At 71.2% G+C, this 16698-nt stretch carries 14 protein-coding genes; 5 read left to right on the top strand and 9 right to left on the bottom strand.

The window, feature by feature from the left end:
• Positions 1–21 precede the first annotated feature (21 nt).
• The 5 genes from ACZ7G1_RS30925 to ACZ7G1_RS30905 form a co-directional block, all read right to left on the bottom strand.
• Positions 22–2241: an FG-GAP repeat domain-containing protein gene (locus tag ACZ7G1_RS30925; RefSeq protein WP_470876838.1), complete on the bottom strand. Its 2220-nt coding sequence runs from the start codon at positions 2239–2241 to the stop codon at positions 22–24.
• A gap of 112 nt (positions 2242–2353) precedes the next feature.
• Positions 2354–4666: an FG-GAP repeat domain-containing protein gene (locus ACZ7G1_RS30920; protein ID WP_470876840.1), complete on the bottom strand. Its 2313-nt coding sequence runs from the start codon at positions 4664–4666 to the stop codon at positions 2354–2356.
• Positions 4667–4761: 95 nt separating this feature from the next.
• Complete coding sequence (locus ACZ7G1_RS30915; RefSeq protein ID WP_470876842.1) at positions 4762–7020, bottom strand: FG-GAP repeat domain-containing protein; 2259 nt, start codon at positions 7018–7020, stop codon at positions 4762–4764.
• A 143-nt stretch (positions 7021–7163) separates the two neighbouring features.
• Complete coding sequence (locus ACZ7G1_RS30910; protein WP_470876844.1) at positions 7164–7679, bottom strand: mycothiol transferase; 516 nt, start codon at positions 7677–7679, stop codon at positions 7164–7166.
• A 67-nt stretch (positions 7680–7746) separates the two neighbouring features.
• Positions 7747–8145, bottom strand: coding sequence for a DnaJ family domain-containing protein (locus ACZ7G1_RS30905; RefSeq protein WP_470876846.1), 399 nt, complete (start codon positions 8143–8145; stop codon positions 7747–7749).
• A 130-nt stretch (positions 8146–8275) separates the two neighbouring features.
• On the opposite strand from ACZ7G1_RS30905, the gene ACZ7G1_RS30900 reads away from it, so the two are divergent.
• The gene (locus tag ACZ7G1_RS30900) at positions 8276–9112 is read left to right on the top strand and encodes a M23 family metallopeptidase (RefSeq protein ID WP_470876848.1); all 837 of its coding nucleotides are present in this window, start codon (positions 8276–8278) and stop codon (positions 9110–9112) included.
• 104 nt (positions 9113–9216) lie between these two features.
• Here ACZ7G1_RS30900 and ACZ7G1_RS30895 read toward each other — a convergent pair whose 3' ends face one another.
• Complete coding sequence (locus ACZ7G1_RS30895; RefSeq protein ID WP_360799997.1) at positions 9217–9420, bottom strand: cold-shock protein; 204 nt, start codon at positions 9418–9420, stop codon at positions 9217–9219.
• A 306-nt stretch (positions 9421–9726) separates the two neighbouring features.
• Between ACZ7G1_RS30895 and ACZ7G1_RS30890 the strand changes: the two genes are divergently transcribed.
• On the top strand, positions 9727–10599 hold the full coding sequence (locus ACZ7G1_RS30890; RefSeq protein WP_470876850.1) for a menaquinone biosynthetic enzyme MqnA/MqnD family protein: 873 nt from the start codon (positions 9727–9729) through the stop codon (positions 10597–10599).
• Here the strand turns inward: ACZ7G1_RS30890 and ACZ7G1_RS30885 are convergent.
• Positions 10551–11690 (bottom strand): alpha/beta hydrolase, encoded by a 1140-nt coding sequence (locus ACZ7G1_RS30885; protein WP_470876852.1) that lies wholly within the window; start codon positions 11688–11690, stop codon positions 10551–10553. The genes ACZ7G1_RS30890 and ACZ7G1_RS30885 overlap by 49 nt on opposite strands.
• Positions 11691–11819: 129 nt before the next feature.
• On the opposite strand from ACZ7G1_RS30885, the gene mqnC reads away from it, so the two are divergent.
• From mqnC to ACZ7G1_RS30870, 3 genes are all read left to right on the top strand, one after another.
• Entirely contained in the window at positions 11820–13019 is a 1200-nt protein-coding gene (gene mqnC / locus ACZ7G1_RS30880) for a cyclic dehypoxanthinyl futalosine synthase (RefSeq protein ID WP_470876854.1), read from the top strand.
• A 7-nt stretch (positions 13020–13026) separates the two neighbouring features.
• On the top strand, positions 13027–13626 hold the full coding sequence (locus tag ACZ7G1_RS30875; protein ID WP_470876856.1) for an imidazolonepropionase-like domain-containing protein: 600 nt from the start codon (positions 13027–13029) through the stop codon (positions 13624–13626).
• Between the two features lie 74 nt (positions 13627–13700).
• Complete coding sequence (locus ACZ7G1_RS30870) at positions 13701–14396, top strand: demethylmenaquinone methyltransferase (RefSeq protein WP_470876858.1); 696 nt, start codon at positions 13701–13703, stop codon at positions 14394–14396.
• 3 nt (positions 14397–14399) lie between these two features.
• Here the strand turns inward: ACZ7G1_RS30870 and ACZ7G1_RS30865 are convergent, their stop codons facing one another.
• Complete coding sequence (locus ACZ7G1_RS30865) at positions 14400–15845, bottom strand: phosphodiester glycosidase family protein (RefSeq protein WP_470876860.1); 1446 nt, start codon at positions 15843–15845, stop codon at positions 14400–14402.
• Positions 15842–16585, bottom strand: a complete 744-nt coding sequence (locus ACZ7G1_RS30860) for a peptidase inhibitor family I36 protein (RefSeq protein WP_470876862.1) — start codon at positions 16583–16585, stop codon at positions 15842–15844. Before ACZ7G1_RS30860 ends, ACZ7G1_RS30865 begins: the two co-directional genes overlap by 4 nt.
• Positions 16586–16698 lie beyond the last annotated feature (113 nt).

Genomic DNA, 16698 nt, shown 5'->3' with positions numbered 1-16698 from the left:
GGGAGTTACGGGCGCGGCGGATCAGAAGACCGGGTTGCCCGTGCCTACGACGGTCATGGCCTTGCTCGATGTGCGGGCGCCGAAGGGCGCGCGCCAGTCGCCCGTGCCCGGGTAGAGGTGCAGGGTGTCGTCGGGGCTCTGGGCGATGAGGTCGTTGCGGCCGTCGCGGTTGGCGTCGCCGATGCCGACGAGGCCGGTGTACGCGTTCCAGCCGCCGCCGAGCCGGGTGCGGGGCGCGAAGGTGCCGTCGCCCTTGGCGAGGTACTGCCAGAGGACGCCGTCCTTGTCGCGGGCGACGAGGTCGCCGGCGGAGGCTCCCGCGATGTTGCCGGTGGCGGTGATCTGGTTGTAGACGCCCCAGCCGGTGCCGATCTTCTTGCGGGCGGAGAAGGGGCTGTTGATGTTGCCGGTGCCGGGGTAGAGCCAGAGGCCGCCGGTCTTGTCGGTGGCGAGGAGGTCGGGCTTGCCGTCGGCGTTGACGTCGCTGCCGCCGGCGATCTTGTCGTAGGTCTGCCAGCCGGTGCCGACCTTGACGCGGGGGGCGAGGCTGTGGCCGGCGCCCGGGTAGAGCCAGAGCCCGCCGTTGCCGTCGCGGGCGATGAGGTCGGCGTGCTGGGCGCCGCCGAGGTTTCCGGGCGCCACGACACGGTCGTAGATCTCCCAGCCGGTGCCGATACGTGTGCTCTCGGCGTGCCAGGTCGTCGAGGTCCCGAAGATCTCGCGGACGTCGTACTGCTGCAGCCGTCCCGCGCCGTCGACGGAGAGGAGGTCCGGGCTGCCGCTGTCGGAGTAGTCGTGCGGCGCGGGCGCGTTCTTCAGCGTGAACCGTCCGGTCCGCTCGGCCGTCGGTCCAATGCGGTTCTCGGGGCTGGCAAGGATGCGCCAGGTGTACTCGCCGTTGTACGCGGCACCGGCCCACTTGAACGTGCCGTCCCAGTCCACCCGGTGGTCGCGGCTGCCGTGGGGGAGGTCGACCCACCACGTCCGTCCCGACGCCACATGGGTGAGCCCGATGAACGAGTCGAGGGACCACCGGTTGACGCTCCAGCGGAGGGCGGCGGTGCCGCCGGTCTTGCTCAGGTCGATCACGTCGGGGATGTCGGTGCTCACGATGGTGGGGGCCGTCGGCTCGCCGGTGGACGCGAGGAGCGTCGTCCGCGGCCTGCCGCTGTCACCGATGGACACCTGATAGATGCCTTCGTTCTCGGTGAGCGAGCCTCCGCGCACGACCTGGCTGTCGCCCGGTCCGCTCTTGGAGCTGATGACGTGGTCGAGGAGCGGGACGGTCTCGCCGGTCTTCAGGGACCGGGCCGTCAGGGAGAAGAGGGGGTTGGGGAGGATGTACTCCAGGCCCTTGGGAACCGCGTACGTCACCCAGTCGCCGACCAGGTCGAGCACAAGTTCCTTTCCGCTTCCCACCGCGATGCGCTCGGGCTCGGAGCCGGGAGCGTCGTCCCAGCGTGCGACGGCGATCGTCAGCGTCTCGGTCACCGACTGCTCGACCCAGGCGAGGTGGGTGCCCGACACGGTGAGGCCGGTCAGTGTGCCGGCGGCGGGCGACTCGCGGTCGCGGGTGATCGCGCCGGAGGTCACGTCGACCAGCGCCACCCGGTGGTGGGTCGTGCCGTCGATCGTTCCGGAGTACTGGACGAGCAGGGTGTCGGGGGCCGCCAGGGTGACGGTGGAGAGGGTGGCGTCCGAGGGGAAGCCGGGGACGGTGCGGTCGCGGACCGTGCCGTCGGGGCGGTCCAGGAGGTGGAGGTCGGTGCCGCCGGTGGTGTTGGGGGCGGTCATGGCGAGGGCGGAACGGGTGGTGACGCCGCGGGTGTAGGTCGCGCGCGGGCCGCTCAGGTCGAGGACGACGGGGGCGGCACCGGTCGACATGTCGTACAGCGTGTGGGTGGTGCCCTCCACCATCCGGACGGTGTCGGTTCCGCCCGCCAGGCCGATCGGCGCGGGGAACACGGTCGTGGCGCCGTCCGAGTAGCGCGTCCAGCGGTACGTCGCTTTCGGCGATCCGGCCTCGACGGTGGCGAAGCCGGACGGGCCCGCGCCGATCAGGGTGCCTTCCACCGGGAAGCGCGCCGGCACGCCGTCCGTCGCCGTGTCGGCCGCGACCGGACCGGCGCCCGGCACCGCGGCCACTGCCACCGCCGGCGCCGTCAGGGGCGCGGCCGTGGCGAGGAGTACCGCCGCGATGGAGGCGGCGAGGCGCCGACGGGACGTGCGTGCGTGGTTCAAGGGGGTGTTCCTTGCGGGGAGATGCGGGGAGACGCGGGGAGACGCGGGGAGATGCGGGGGAGGGGGCGCCCCGCCTTCGCTGGGCGCCCCCGAGGTCGATCGACCTGTGGGATCAGAAGACGATCCAGTGCACGCCGGTGCCCGAGAGGACCTCGGAGGGCGTGGCCGGGGACAGGGGGGTGTTCAGGTTGCCCGTGCCGGCGTAGAAGGCGGAGCTGGAGCCGAAGAGGTCGTTGCGGCCGTCCAGGTTGGCGTCGCCGAGGGGGACGAGCTCGCCGATGGCCTGCCAGCCAGTGCCGATCTTGGTGCGGGCGCCGAGGGTGCCGTCGCCCTTGCCGGGGTAGAGCCAGAGGCCGCCGTTGGAGTCGGAGGCGATGACGTCGCCGGCGGAGGTGCCGCCGAAGTCGCCGGTGGTGGCGATGTGGTTGAAGACGCCCCAGCCGGTGCCGATCTTCTTGCGGGTGCCGAGGGGGGTGTTGACGTTGCCGGTGCCGGGGTAGAGCCAGAGGCCGCCGGTGGTGTCGATGGCGAGGACGTCCGGCTTGCCGTCGTTGGTGAGGTCGGAGCCGCCGGCGATGTGGTTGTAGACCTGCCAGCCGGTGCCGATCTTCGCCCGGGTGGCGAAGCCGCCGTCGCCCTTGCCCTGGTAGAGCCAGAGGTTGCCGTTCTTCTCCCGGGCGAGGAGGTCGGGGACGGAGGTGCCCGCGACGTTGCCGACGGACTCGACGCGGTCGTAGACCTGCCAGCCGGTGCCGGCGACGACCGGCTGACCCGCCGGGAGGAGACGCTTGGTGCCGGGGTCGTAGGTGGTGTCGACGCGGCGCAGGATGCCGGCCTTGTCCAGGGTGAAGACGTCGGGGGAGCCGTTGTCGTCGAAGTCGTGGGACTTGACGGTGCGGGTGACCTTGAAGGAGCCCGACTGGGAGACGGCGGGGCCGATGCCGTTCTTCGGCTTCGCGACCAGGGACCAGGTGTAGTCGCCGTTGTGGGCGGACTTGGGGGCCTCGCCGACGGGGTTGTCGAAGACGCCCGCCCAGCGCATGCCGAAGGTTCCGGCGGTCCCCGGGGCGAGGGTGAGCTTGCGGGTGTAGGTGCGGCCGGTCCGCTGGTGGGTGAGCGTGACGGTGACGTCGGCGTTGCCGCGCGACAGCTGCCACGCGAGGTCGACCTGGCGGGTGCGGTCGAGGTCGACGGTGGCCGGGACCTGCGCGCCGAGGTAGGTGAGCGCGGTCGGCTGGTTCGTCGTGGCGACGAGTTCGACGGCGGGCCCCTGGCTCGTGCCCGGCGAGACCCGGTAGAGGCCCTCGCCCTTGTCGACCGTGCCGCCGCGCACCAGGAGGGTGCCGTCGGCCGCGGCGACCGTGGAGGAGGCGTAGTCGGTCAGCTGGACGGGGTCGTTGACGGGGGTCGGGTCGCCGGGCTCCAGCTCCCCGGCCGCCAGGTTGAGGGCCGTCAGCGGCGTGTCGGGGAAACTCAGGGGCTCGGTGAGCCTGTTGGACACGCCGTACACGAGCCAGTTCTTCACCAGGCCGAGGTGGTACCCGTCGGCGGCGCGCGCGGCGTCCACGGCGATCCGGCTGGTCTTCTTCGTCGCGCGGTTGACCGTGACGACGGCCGTCCCGTCCGCGTCGGAGTCCATCCAGGCGACGTGGGTGGCCGACAGGGCGAGAGCGCTGCTCTGGTAGCCGACCGTGGCGGCGGGGTACGTCTCCACGACCGTGCCGCTCTCCAGGTCGATGACCGCTCGTCCGGCCGTCGGCTCCTCGAAGCTGCCGGCGGCGTAGCCGACGATCACCTTGCCGTCGACGGCGGGCGCGTTGGTGAAGAAGCTGTGCGCGGTGGCGGGCAGCCCCGCCACGACGCGCTCCAGCTTCGTCCCGTTCTCGTCGGTGACGATCACCAGCCGCTCCGTGCCGAGCTCCGTCGGCGTCTTCGCGAGGACCGTACGGGGCCCGACCGCCTTGACGTACCGGCCGTGGCCGTTCTTCAGCGAGCCCAGGTCGAACGACACCGACCCGGCGGCCGGGTTCCCGAGGTCCCGCAGCGTCACCGACTGGAACTCCCGCGCCGGGGCCATGTCCCCGCGCACGAACACGTCCGTCCCCGTCGTGTCCCATCCGGCGTTCGCCGACGTGAACTCCGTCGGCTCACTCCCGTCGTACGGCGTCCAGCGGAACTTCGTGTTCCCGAACTCGTCGTTCGCCGCGCCCCTCGACAGGAAACCGGTCGTCCCGGCCCCCGCGATCTCCGCGTCCACCAGGAACGGGACCGGCGTCGCGGCCTCCGTGACCCCGTTGACGACGGTGACGGACGACGAGGTGGCCGCGAAAGCGGCCGGGGCGGCGGCCGGAACTCCGGCGGTGATCGCGAGAACGGCGGTCACGGCTACGGCGAGACGGCGGCGCGAGGGCAGTGCGGAGGGCAAGTTGGTCCCTTCAACGGACGGCACGGTACGCACACCTGTGCGTATCGAGACGTCAGACTCTTGATCAGGTGGAGTGGTTGTACGGGGAAGTGACGTCACCCGTAGAGGTTGTAGAAGCGCTCGACGCCGTCGCTCATCACGCCGACTGTCTCCCGAGCGCGGAACGGGGCCTTCCAGGAGCCGGTGCCCTTGTAGAGGTACGCCTCGCCCCCGTCGTACGGCCCGGCGGCGTACAGGTCCGGACGCCCGTCACGGTTCGCGTCGCCGATGCCGACCAGCTGGTCGTACGGACCCCAGCCCGTACCGATCCTCGTGCGGGGCGCGAACGTGCCGTTGCCGAGGCCGAGGTACATCCAGAGGTCGCCGTTCTTGTCGCGGGCGACGAGGTCGCCGGCGGGGGCTCCGGCGATGTTGCCGGTGGCGGTGATCTGGTTGTACGTGCCCCAGCCGGAGCCGATCTTCCTGCGGGCGCCGAGCGGGGAGTCGGCGTTTCCGGTGCCGGGGTAGAGCCAGAGGCCGCCGGTCCTGTCGGTGGCGACGAGGTCCGGCCGGCCGTCGCCGGTGAGGTCGCTGCCACCGGTGAACTGAGCGTAGGTCTGCCAGCCGGTACCGATCCTCGTCCGGGAGGAGAGGGGCGCCTTGGCGTTCCCCGTGCCCTTGTAGAGCCACAGGCCACCCGACTTGTCCCGGGTCACGACATCGCTGACCGCCGAACCGCCGAGGTTTCCGGCGGCCTCGATCCGGTCGTAGGTCTGCCAGCCGGTGCCCACCTGCCGCAACGGGGCCTGGCTCAGCTGGTTGTCGCCGTACGGAGAGTAGAAGGCATCGCCGATCAGGAGCCGCCCGGCGGTGTCGCGTGCGAGGACGTCCGGCGAGCCGTCGGCGTCGTAGTCGTGCAGACCGGGCTTGCGGGTGACGGTGAACGAGCCGGAGGCCTTGAGGGCCGGGCCGATGTTGTTGTCCGGCTGGGCGGTGATCTGCCAGGTGTACGGTCCGGCGGGCGCGGCGGTCCAGATGTCGGGGGTGCCGTTCCAGGGGAGTGCGCCGTTCCAAGTGGCGCGCATCGGCTGGGGGTGGTCCTCGCCGAGGAGGGACGGCACGGGGTTCTCCGTCCAGGATTCCCCCGTACGCGTGTTGCGGATCGTGACCGTCATGGACACGTTGTTCCGGCTCAGCTGCCACGCCATGTCCAGGCGGCCGCCGTTGCGGTCGAGGTCCACGGTGGTCGGGATGTTGTGGCTGACGAGGCCGACCTTCGTCGGCTCGCCCGTCGCGGCGAGGCGGGTGGCGACCGGGACTCCGTCGGCGCCGGGGGCGATCCGGTAGAGGCCCTCACCGCCCGCCACCGTGCCACCGCGCACGCCGAACGCGTCACCGGGGGCGTCGATGGCCGACACCGTGTGGTCGAGGAGCCTGCGGCTCGTGCCGTCGGTCAGCTTGCGGGCCGTCAGGGCGTGGAGCGGGCTGGCCGGGTGGTCCTGGAGGCCGCCGGGGCGCGAGTACGTGACCCAGTTGCCCACCAGGTGGACGATGAGCTTCCCCGGCTCGGTCATCGGGAAGCGCTGGACGATCCTGCCGGTGGCCCGCTCCTGGACGACGACGGTCGCGACCTCGCGGGCGTTGTACTCGGTCCAAGCGATGTGGGTCGTGGAGATGGCGGACAGGGAGCTCTGGCCGACGGGGTCGCGCAGGGCGGTGACGGCGGCGGTCTTCACGTTCAGGGTCGCCCAGTGCGTGCGGGCGGTCTCGCCCGAGCCGGTCGTGTACGAGACCAGGACGTCGTCGCCCGCCGCCCCGCCGGTTCCCACCTGCGTGGCGTCCGCCGGCAGTCCCGTCACGGTCCGCTTCACCGGCGTGCCGGCGCCGGGCTCGTACAGGTGGAGGTCCCTGCCCCCGCTGCCGTTGACGGTCGACATGATGAGCGTGGAGCCGACGGCCCCGGCGTACATGGCGCGGAAGCCCACCTCGCTCAGCCGGAGCGAGAAGAGGGCCTGGCCACCCGCGGTCATGTCCTTGAGCGTGATGCGGTCCAGTGACTCGTCGACCACGATGTCCGAATCACGGGAAACGTACACGGAGTTCCCCGTGGGGAACCTGGTCACAGAGCCGGAGGCGAGATCCGTCCACTTGGCGAGGTTCGGATCGGCGGCGTCCTTGGTGAGGAACCCGGTCGCGCCCAACCCCCACAGCCTGTCACCCACCCCGTACACCACCCCCGCCGCAGCGTCAGCCGCCCCCGCCTCCACCCCCGGGGCCGCCACCGCGGGCACGGTGCCCGGCACCCCCGCCGTGACGGCCAGGGAGACGAGGACGGCGACGCCGAGGCGGCGTCCGGACAGGCGTGAGCGATGCATCGAGCGGGTCCCTCCCCAGGGCGGCCCGCGCACGCGGGGTGCGGGGCCGTAAGGCATGGAGGCGGCCGGTGGTTCCCCCCAGCCGGAGCGTCGCCTCACATGAAGATCGTGCGGCGGAGGGTATCAGCCATGGCTGACACGGGTCACCGGGTTTCCCGGCGCTCGACGACGCCCCGGACGTAGGCGGCTTGGCCGGCGTGCTGGAGGTCGTCGGCGATGACGGAGACGAGGCGGACGCCGAGGGTGACCGGGGGGTCCCAGGAGGTGTCGACGATCCGGTCGAGGTCGGCGTCGGTCAGGGCGGAGACCAGGTCGAGGGTGCGGGCGTGGACGGCGTCGTGGTAGCCGAGGAGGAGGGCGGCGGGGGCGCGGACCCGGGCGACCTGGGTGGTGGTGTGGCCGTAGCCGGTGGCGGCGGGGGGAAAGGGCAGGTCGAAGCGGGTGGACCAGTCGGCGGATGTCCAGAGCTGGTCGGTGGAGAAGGCGTCGGCGAGGTGGTCGTCCTGGATACGGGTGAGGTGCCAGACGAGCCAGGCGATGGTGTTGGCGTCGGGGTCGACGCGGGCGGCGAGGGCCTCGTCCGTGAGGCCCTCGACGGCCTCGTGGACGGTCTCGTGGATCCGGCCGAACGCGTCGGCGAGGAGGGCGGCGCTGTTCATGGGGGCTCCTCGGGGAGGACCGTCGGGGGAGGGTCCGGGGCCGGAGGGCCTGGTCCCGAAAGGCAGGCTATGCCCGTTCCGTCCGCCATCGTTCGACCGCCGCGTCGACGTCGAAGAGTGTCAGGTTGAGCGGGGGGCCGGCGGGCGGGCGGCGGAGCGCCTCGGCGATCTTGGTGTTGATCTCGCCGAGGATGCGCCGGACCTGGTGTTCGGAGACGGCCTCGGCGACGGCGGCCTGGGCGTCCTCGGCCTCCTTGCGGAGCGCGAGGGAGGGCGGGAGGACGGAGGCGCCTTCGCGGTGCATCTTGCCCTTGATCCACCACAGTTCGTCGTAGGGGGCCGAATCGTCGGGGAGGGGCTTTCCGAAGCCCACGAGACTCCGGAACTCGCCGCGCTCGGCGGCCTCGCGGATCTGCTTGTCGACGAAGGACTCGAAGCTGACGCCGGGCGGTTTCCGTTCGGTCATGTGTCCAGCCTACGTAAGCGGGGTCGTACGAGTGTGGTCCTCGCGGGCTACTGCGGTGGGGGATCTTCCGGCACGCTGAGGACCGTTCAACGCGCGTCGACCCTTGTCCCGTCTGTCCCCCGGAGGACGTATGCGTGCTCGGATCACCCCGCTCGGCACCCTGCTCGCGCTCGTCGCGGGCCTGCTGACCGCGCTCGTCACGACGACGCCCGCGCAGGCGGCGCCGCTGTTCAAGGCGCCGTTCCCGTGCGGCCAGACCTGGACGTACAGCCACCACTCGGCGGAGGTCCGCCAGGCGCTGGACTTCATCCGTTCCGACGGCGGTACGACGGCGGGGACGCCGGTCCTGGCCTCGGCGTCCGGCACGGCGTACCGCTACTCGCAGCCGACGGGGGCGGGGAACTACATCGTGATCGACCACGGCGGCGGCTGGAAGACGTACTACTTCCACCTCAACGCCTACTCGGTCGCCGACGGGGCCCAGGTGTCCCAGGGGCAGCAGATCGGCACCACCGGCACCACCGGCAACAGCTCGGGCGCCCACATCCACTACGAGCAGCTCTACAACGGCGTCGGCCAGTCCATCGTGATCAACGGCGCCTCCCTGGCCCCCTACCCGGGCTCCTACGGCTCCAAGTCCCTGACCAGCGACAACGGCTGCTCGGGCGGCGGGGGCGGCACGTACTGGGTGGACACCTTCGCCAACGCCACCGGCTACGCCCAGGCGAACACCAACAGCCCCCAGGGCGTGCTGAACGCGGGCACGAACTACGTGTACTGCAAGGTCTGGGGCCAGGAGATCCGTGACGGCTCCGGCAACTACAACCACTGGTGGCTGCGGACCGACCTCGACACCGTCTACGCCGGGAAGAACGGTCGCGGGGCGTACGTGTCCGCCTACTACCTGTCGCGCTGGGGCAACGACGAGGCCCGTGACAACAACGGGGCCGTCATCCCGAACTGCTGACGGCGGCCGCCGGAAAAGGGCAGGAGCCCCGCTCGTGCCGAATGGCACGGAGCGGGGCTCCTTGGGTACTGCGCTAGTCGTGCGTGTCAGCCGACCCGGGCAACTTAGGCCGGGGTGACGTTCTCCGCCTGCGGGCCCTTCGGGCCCTGCGTGACGTCGAAGGTCACGACCTGGTTCTCCTCAAGCGAGCGGAAGCCGTTCGCGTTGATCGCGGAGTAGTGGACGAAGACATCCGGGCCGCCGCCGTCCTGGGCGATGAAGCCGAAGCCCTTTTCAGCGTTGAACCACTTCACGGTTCCGGTAGCCATGAGCCCTCCTATGGGCCAAAGGGTCGCCCTGCTCCAGAACCTGCAAACAAGTCTGAAAACTACAAAAGCCTGCGGGTCACATGCTCCGCAGGCTCTGTACTGCAAGGGAAACCAAACTGCAACTTGCGTCGAGCCTAGCACGCGAGACGCTCCGGGCGGTAGAGGGAAAGATCACTTCACCCGCATGTTTGATCTTCCTCCGCGTGCTGACGCGGAGCCGGCGCCGAGCCCGCCCGCACGCCCCTGAGGGAGACCCTCCGGCGCCCCGGCGATGCCCACCGTACGAGACGGGTCTAGCCTCACGATGTGGACAATGCAACCGATGACCACCAGCGCAGCCGGCCCCGCGTCGGACACATCCAGTTCCTGAACTGCCTCCCCCTGTACTGGGGGCTCGCGCGGACCGGGACGCTCCTCGATCTGGAGCTCACCAAGGACACCCCGGAGAAGCTCAGCGAGCGGCTCGTGCGGGGCGATCTCGACATCGGCCCCATCACCCTCGTCGAGTACCTCCGCAACGCCGGGGACCTCGTGGCGCTCCCGGACATCGCCGTCGGCTGCGACGGACCCGTCATGTCCTGCGTGATCGTCTCCCAGCGCCCCCTGGAGGAGCTGGACGGCGCGCGCGTGGCCCTCGGCTCCACCTCGCGCACCTCCGTACGCCTCGCCCAGCTGCTGCTGTCCGAGCGGTACGGGGTCGAGCCCGACTACTACACCTGCCCGCCCGACCTGGGGCTGATGATGCAGGAGGCGGAGGCGGCGGTCCTGATCGGCGACGCGGCGCTGCGGGCCTCGCTGCACGACGCGCCCCGGCTCGGCCTCCAGGTCCACGACCTCGGGCTGATGTGGAAGGAGTGGACGGGCCTGCCGTTCGTCTTCGCCGTGTGGGCGGCCCGCAAGGACTTCCTCGCGCGCGAGCCGGAGACCGTCCACGAGGTCCACCAGGCGTTCCTGGCCTCCCGCGACCTGTCCCTCGAAGAGGTCGCGAAGGTCGCCGAACAGGCCGCGCGCTGGGAGACCTTCGACGCCGAGCTGCTGGAGAGGTACTTCCGTACGCTCGACTTCCGCTTCGGCCCCGAGCAGCTCGCCGGCGTCCGCGAGTTCGCCCGCAGGACCGGCGCCACCACCGGCTACCCCGGGGACGTCACCGTCGAACTGCTGCCGTCGGCCCACCGGTAGCGGCCGTCCGCCCCGGTGCCGGACTCCGGCACCGGGGGCTGGAGCCGCTTGCTGATCCACTCGATCGAGCCGGCCTCCAGGCCCTTCATGTAGCTGCGGGCGTTGTGCCCGCCGCCCGGTATGACCTGGAGCCTGCTCTTCACCGGGCCCTTGGTGTACGTACGGATGAACCGCCGCACCTTCGGGCCGATGGCGGTCTCCCGCGAGCCGAGCTGGAACGCCAGGTACACGACGTTGTCCGGGAGGTCGGGCCGGCGGCCGAGCGCCGCCGCGAGCCGCCCCGGGTCGTTCGCCCGCCGCTCGCGCTCGTGCCCCCGCCACAGCGGCGAGTCGGGGACGGTGTCGGGGCCCGAGGCGATGACGGCCTTGAAGCGGTCCGGGTGCTGGAGCACCGACTTGAGGCCCACGAATCCGCCCGACGACGACCCCATGAACGCCCAGCCGTCGCGGGACGCGAACGTGCGGAAATTCGCCCGGACGAAATCCGGTACGTCCTCCGCGATCCAGGTCCCCATTCTCGGCCGGCCCGGAATATCACTGCCGTCGTAGTAGTGGTCGAAGTCGGGATTGAGGACCGGCATCGCGACGATGAACGGAAGGCTCTTTCCTTCCCGGGACCACCGCGAGATGCTCGACTGGAGGCCGAGATCCGTGCCCCGCCAGTAATTCCCCGGATATCCGTGCCCGCCCGGCAGCGCCACCAGGACCGGGAAGCCGGTGTGCGCGTACTTCGGGTCGAAATACTGCGGCGGCGCCCACATCCACACCTTGCCCGTGAATCCGGACTTCCGGCCCTTCAGCGTCGTCACCCCGATGCGGGTGCCGTCCGCCACGGACCCGGCGACCGTGAACCGCGCCAGGGGACCCGTCGGGTACACCGTCACCGGCTGCCCCGGCGCCGCCTTCGGCCCCCACATCGGCCCCCCGAACACCAGGGGTACGCCCCCGCCGCCGTCGCGGACCCCGAGCAGGGCGAGCGGCACGGCCAGCGCGAGCGCGACGGCGAGGGAGCGGAGGGAACCGCTCCCGCGGGGCGTTCCGGACGGGCCGGGCCCCCGGCGGCGGGACCTCCAGGACGACGGGCGTGTCATGGTGCGACTCCGGTTCCTTCGGGGCAGATCAGGTGATTCCGAAGGGAGAGAGGGGTCAAGCGCCCGGCTGGTTGCGCTGGGCGTAGGCTGGTTCGGTCGATCAGAACCCCTCCGAAAGGGACACACCCGGTGACCGAGAAGGCCGAACTCCAGTCTGTTCTCGACCGCGCCGCCGCGGGTGGCCGGATCACCCCCGAGGAGGCGCTCGACCTGTACCGCTCCGCGCCCCTGCACGCGCTGGGCGCCGCCGCCGACGCGGTGCGCCGCCGCCGGTACGCGGGGACCGAGCACATCGCGACGTACATCATCGAGCGGAACATCAACTACACGAACGTCTGCGTGACGGCGTGCAAGTTCTGCGCGTTCTACGCCGCCCCGAAGGACACCAAGAAGGGCTGGACCCGCGACCTCGACGACATCCTGCGCCGCTGCGCGGAGACCGTGGAGCTCGGCGGCACCCAGATCATGTTCCAGGGCGGCCACCACCCGGACTTCGGCGTCGAGTACTACGAGAAGCACTTCGCGGCCATCAAGAAGGACTTCCCGCAGCTGGTCATCCACTCCCTCGGCGCCTCCGAGGTCGAGCACATGGCCCGTATCTCCGGCGTCTCCGTCGAGGAGGCCATCACCCGCATCCACGCGGCCGGCCTCGACTCCTTCGCGGGCGCCGGCGCCGAGCTGCTCCCGGAGCGGCCGCGCAAGGCGATCGCCCCGCTGAAGGAGAGCGGCGAGCGCTGGCTGGAGATCATGGAGATCGCCCACAAGCTGGGCGTCGAGTCGACCTCCACGATGCTGATGGGCACCGGCGAGACCAACGCCGAGCGGATCGAGCACCTCCGCATGATCCGTGACGTGCAGGACCGGACGGGCGGCTTCCGGGCCTTCATCCCGTACACGTACCAGCCCGAGAACAACCACCTGAAGGGCCGCACGCAGGCCACGCTCTTCGAGTACCTGCGGATGATCTCGATCGCCCGGCTCTTCCTCGACAACGTCGCCCACATCCAGGGCTCGTGGCTCACCACGGGCAAGGAGATCGGCCAGCTGACGCTGCACTACGGCGCGGACGACCTCGGCTCGATCATGCTGGAGGAGAACGTCGTCTCCTCGGCGGGCGCCAAGCACCGCTCCAACCTGCGCGAGATGATCGACATGATCCGCACCGCGGACCGCGTCCCGGCGCAGCGCACCACGACGTACGAGCACATCGTCGTCCACGACGACCCGGCGAACGACCCGGTCGACGAGCGCGTCGCCTCGCACATCTCGTCCGTCGCGATCGAGGGCGGCACGGCCCACCCCGAGCTGAAGCTCCTCGACGCGAACTGAGGCGCCCGTGCTGACGATCCACGTCGCCGAGGCGACCCCCGAGACGGCCGTCCTGGTCGACGGCGACACGATCGCCGCCGTCGGCCCCTTCGACGACCTGGCCGCCGTACGGCCGGAGGCTCGGGTGCGCCGCTGGCCCGGCATCCTCACGCCGGGTCTGTTCAACCCGTACGCCCCCGAGCTGCTCGAAGGCATGTACCACCCGGACCCCCGGGAGGCCGAGGGCTTCGGCACCGAGCCGATCACGGGGGAGCGGGCGCAGCGGATCTTCCGCATGGACGCCTCGCGCCGCGCCGCGTCCGCGCGCCGCGGGGTGCAGCGGCTGCTCGCCCACGGGACGGTCGCCGTCGCCGGTGAACTGCGCGACCGGGCCGCGGCGGACGCCGTGCGCCGGGCCGGGCTCGCCGTCGGCCGCCGCCCGGAGAAGCTCGCCGGCACCCCGTCCTTCTCGCCGGTGCCGCTGATCCTGCTGCCCGGCCTGATGCCGGGCGCCCCCGCCCGCTTCGCCGTCTTCGACGTGCCCGACCGGGCGGCCCTGGTCCGCCTGGGCGCGTCGACCTGTGTCGCCACCGTCCTGGGCGGGCGGCTCGTCCACCGGGCCCGCTGAGCGGTTTCCGGCAGCCGCGCTGCGACAATGAACCCGCCCGCCCGTCACCCCCGATCCTGCGAGGCCGAACGCCCGTGACCCGCGCCACCCTGGACAAGCAGCCGCACGAAGTCGCCACCATGTTCGACGGCGTGGCGGAGAACTACGACCTCACCAACGACGTGCTCTCCCTCGGGCAGGACCGCCGCTGGCGCAAGGAGGTCGCGAAGGCGGTCGACGCGCGCCCCGCGCAGAAGATCCTCGACCTCGCGGCCGGCACGGCGACCTCCTCGCAGCCCTTCGCCCGCGCCGGCGCGTACGTCGTGCCCTGCGACTTCTCGCTCGGCATGCTCCAGGTCGGCAAGAAGCGGCACCCGTGGATGCCGTTCACGGCCGGCGACGGCACGAAGCTGCCCTTCCGCGACGACGTCTTCGACGCGGTCACCATCTCCTTCGGGCTCCGCAACATCCAGGACACCGAGCAGGCGCTGCGCGAGCTGTTCCGGGTGACGAAGCCCGGCGGCCGGGTCGTCATCTCCGAGTTCTCGCACCCGACGTGGGCCCCGTTCCGCACGGTGTACGAGGAGTACCTGATGCGCGCCCTGCCGCCGGTGGCCCGCGCGGTCTCCTCGAACCCGGACGCGTACGTGTACCTGGCCGAGTCCATCCAGTCCTGGCCTGACCAGCCGACCCTGGCGGGCATGCTCCAGAAGGCCGGCTGGTCGAAGGTGGCCTGGCGGAACCTGTCCGGTGGCATCGTCGCGCTCCACCGGGGCTTCAAGGCCGTCTAGTTCTTACGGCTGCTTCAGGTACATGCCGTAGCCGCCGACGCCGGCGTACACCGAGTCCGCCACCTTCCGGTGCGTGTACGAGCCGTTCAGCCGGTCCGTCGGCGGGGTGTTCACGACCGTGCCCGTCGGCGTCCGGGTCACGAGGGTCGTGGAGCCGCCGCCGTCCAGGTTGATGGCGTCGATGATGCCGAGGTCGGAGTCGCTCAGGAGGGTGGCGAAGTCCTTCAGGTAGGCGCCGTCCTCGTGGGCCTCCGGGTACACGCCGTCCGTGGTGGTCTGGCCGCTGAGGGTGGCGAGCACCGGGCGGCCGTAGACGTTGGTGCCGAGCGCCGTGCGCGAGTCGATGCAGATCGTGAACTTGCCGTCCTCGATCGTCCTCGGCTCGCTGCACGTGTTGGGCAGCTCCGCGGGGATCTCTCCGTGGCGGAGCAGCTGGTGGAAGGAGCTGACGACGTCGACCGAGTCGTCCAGCGGGATGTAGCGGTTCAGGGTGGCGTCGCGGAGCTTCTGGTCGATCGTCACCCGGTCGTCGACGGCGAGCCGGTCGCGGAGCCACTGGGCCCCGCTGCCGATGCCCTGGATGACGCGGCCGCCCGCCGGGACGGTGGTCCCGCCGCGGCCCTCGCGGACCTTGGTGACGACGCCGTGGGCGTCGACCACGACCTCGAAGCCGGGGTCGGTGGTGGCGGCGCCGGTCGCGTCGGTTCCGGGCTTGGGCAGGGGAAGGCCGTAGTCGTCGGTGAAGACGACGACCTCGTCGGCGTCGCTGTAGACGAGCCTCGGCTCCGTGGCCACCAGCGTGTCCTTGTCGTCCCGCGCGCAGTGCGGGGGCCGGCCCGGGGTCCGGTTGAAGTCGTCGACGCGTATGTCCTCGCCGGTGGGCCCGATCAGCTTCAGCTCGGTGAGGAGCTTGGTGATGTACGGGGTGCCGTACTGGATCACCGCGCCGGTGCTGCCCTTGCCCTTGTTCCAGCAGCTGGAGCTGTGCAGGACGCCGTCGGTGGCCGAGACGCTGGAGTGCACCGGGATCTCCGGGAGGCCGGGCCCGGCGGGTTCCGGCTGGAAGAGGCCGCCGTTGACGCCCGCGTACGGAAGGCGGGTCGGGGCGGCGACCTTGGTGAGCTGGTCGATCACCTTCTCGGCCGTGCCGTCGTTCGCGCCGACGGTGGTCTCCAGGGTGAGCGCCCCGGCGGTGGGGTCGATCTCGACGATCTGGAGGATGCGGGGCTTGACGCGGTGGTCGGTGCTCTTCTTCGTCTCCGGATCGATCTTCTCGGTCCAGGTGGTGCGGGTGACACCGGCGGCGATCTTGACCGTGCCGGTCTTCGTCCAGTCGGCGAGCGGGTCGCTCGCCGGTACCTCGGCGTTCGCGGCCGCGGAGGTGAGGGCGAGGGTGGCGCTCAGCGCGGCGGCCACGGCCACCCAGGGCCGGAGGCGGGTCCTGGTCACTGGCATTCCCCCGTTCCGTTGACGAGCTCGTGCGAGTGGATGTTCTTGACGAAGGGCTCGGGGATGGTGGTGCTGTCGCCGCGCAGGACGACGTACGCGCCGTACTTCGTGGAGTCCTCGTCGGTCCAGCCGCCGGTGAACGTCGCATCGGGGTAGAAGCAGACGTGCTTCTGCGTGCGGTTCCAGACGGACTTGGGCAGCGGGCCGGTGCCGTAGCTGTTCCCGTAGTTCTGGATGGCCGGGTCGGTGTTCGGGACGGCGAAGTTCTTCGGGAGGTGGACGGTCATCGGGCCGCGGCCGTTGGGCTCGGTGAAGGTGCAGACCCGGTTGTCGGGGCAGCGCTCGTAGCCGGTGAAGCAGCGGGCGCGGGTCGGGACCAGCTTGTGGGAGCGGACGGCGCCGGGGGCGTAGGCGTCCTTGTGGGTCGGCTTGACGGTCTGCAGGGCGCCGCCGTACCGGGGGTCGCCGTAGACGCAGGCCCAGAGGGCGGTGTTGTTCTTCGCCGACAGGGCCTTGCCGTCCCAGACGGGGTCGTAACTCTCCAGGGTCTCCAGGTCGGTGAAGTCCTTCCGATCGCCGGACCCGTCGGCTCCGGAGTAGAGGCAGAAGGTGGCGGCCGGGCAGTCGGCGAAGGGGGTGGGCTCGGCGTTCGCGGGCAGCACGTAGAACAGCGAGCAGAGGAGGGCGAGGGCGGCGGTGATCAGCCCGCTTCGCCGTAGGTCGATTCTGAATGGGGTCACGGATGATCATCGTGCCCTCGCGCTCGACGTGTGGGAACAGGTGTTCGCCCTGGGGGGAAGCGGTGGGGTGACCCTCCGCTTCCGCCGCGAGCCGCCCCCATAGACTGCGATAC

Source organism: Streptomyces sp. NPDC037273, assembly GCF_055603625.1.
Note: the sequence above shows the minus strand (reverse complement) of the source record. Positions and strands in the feature narration are given on the sequence as shown.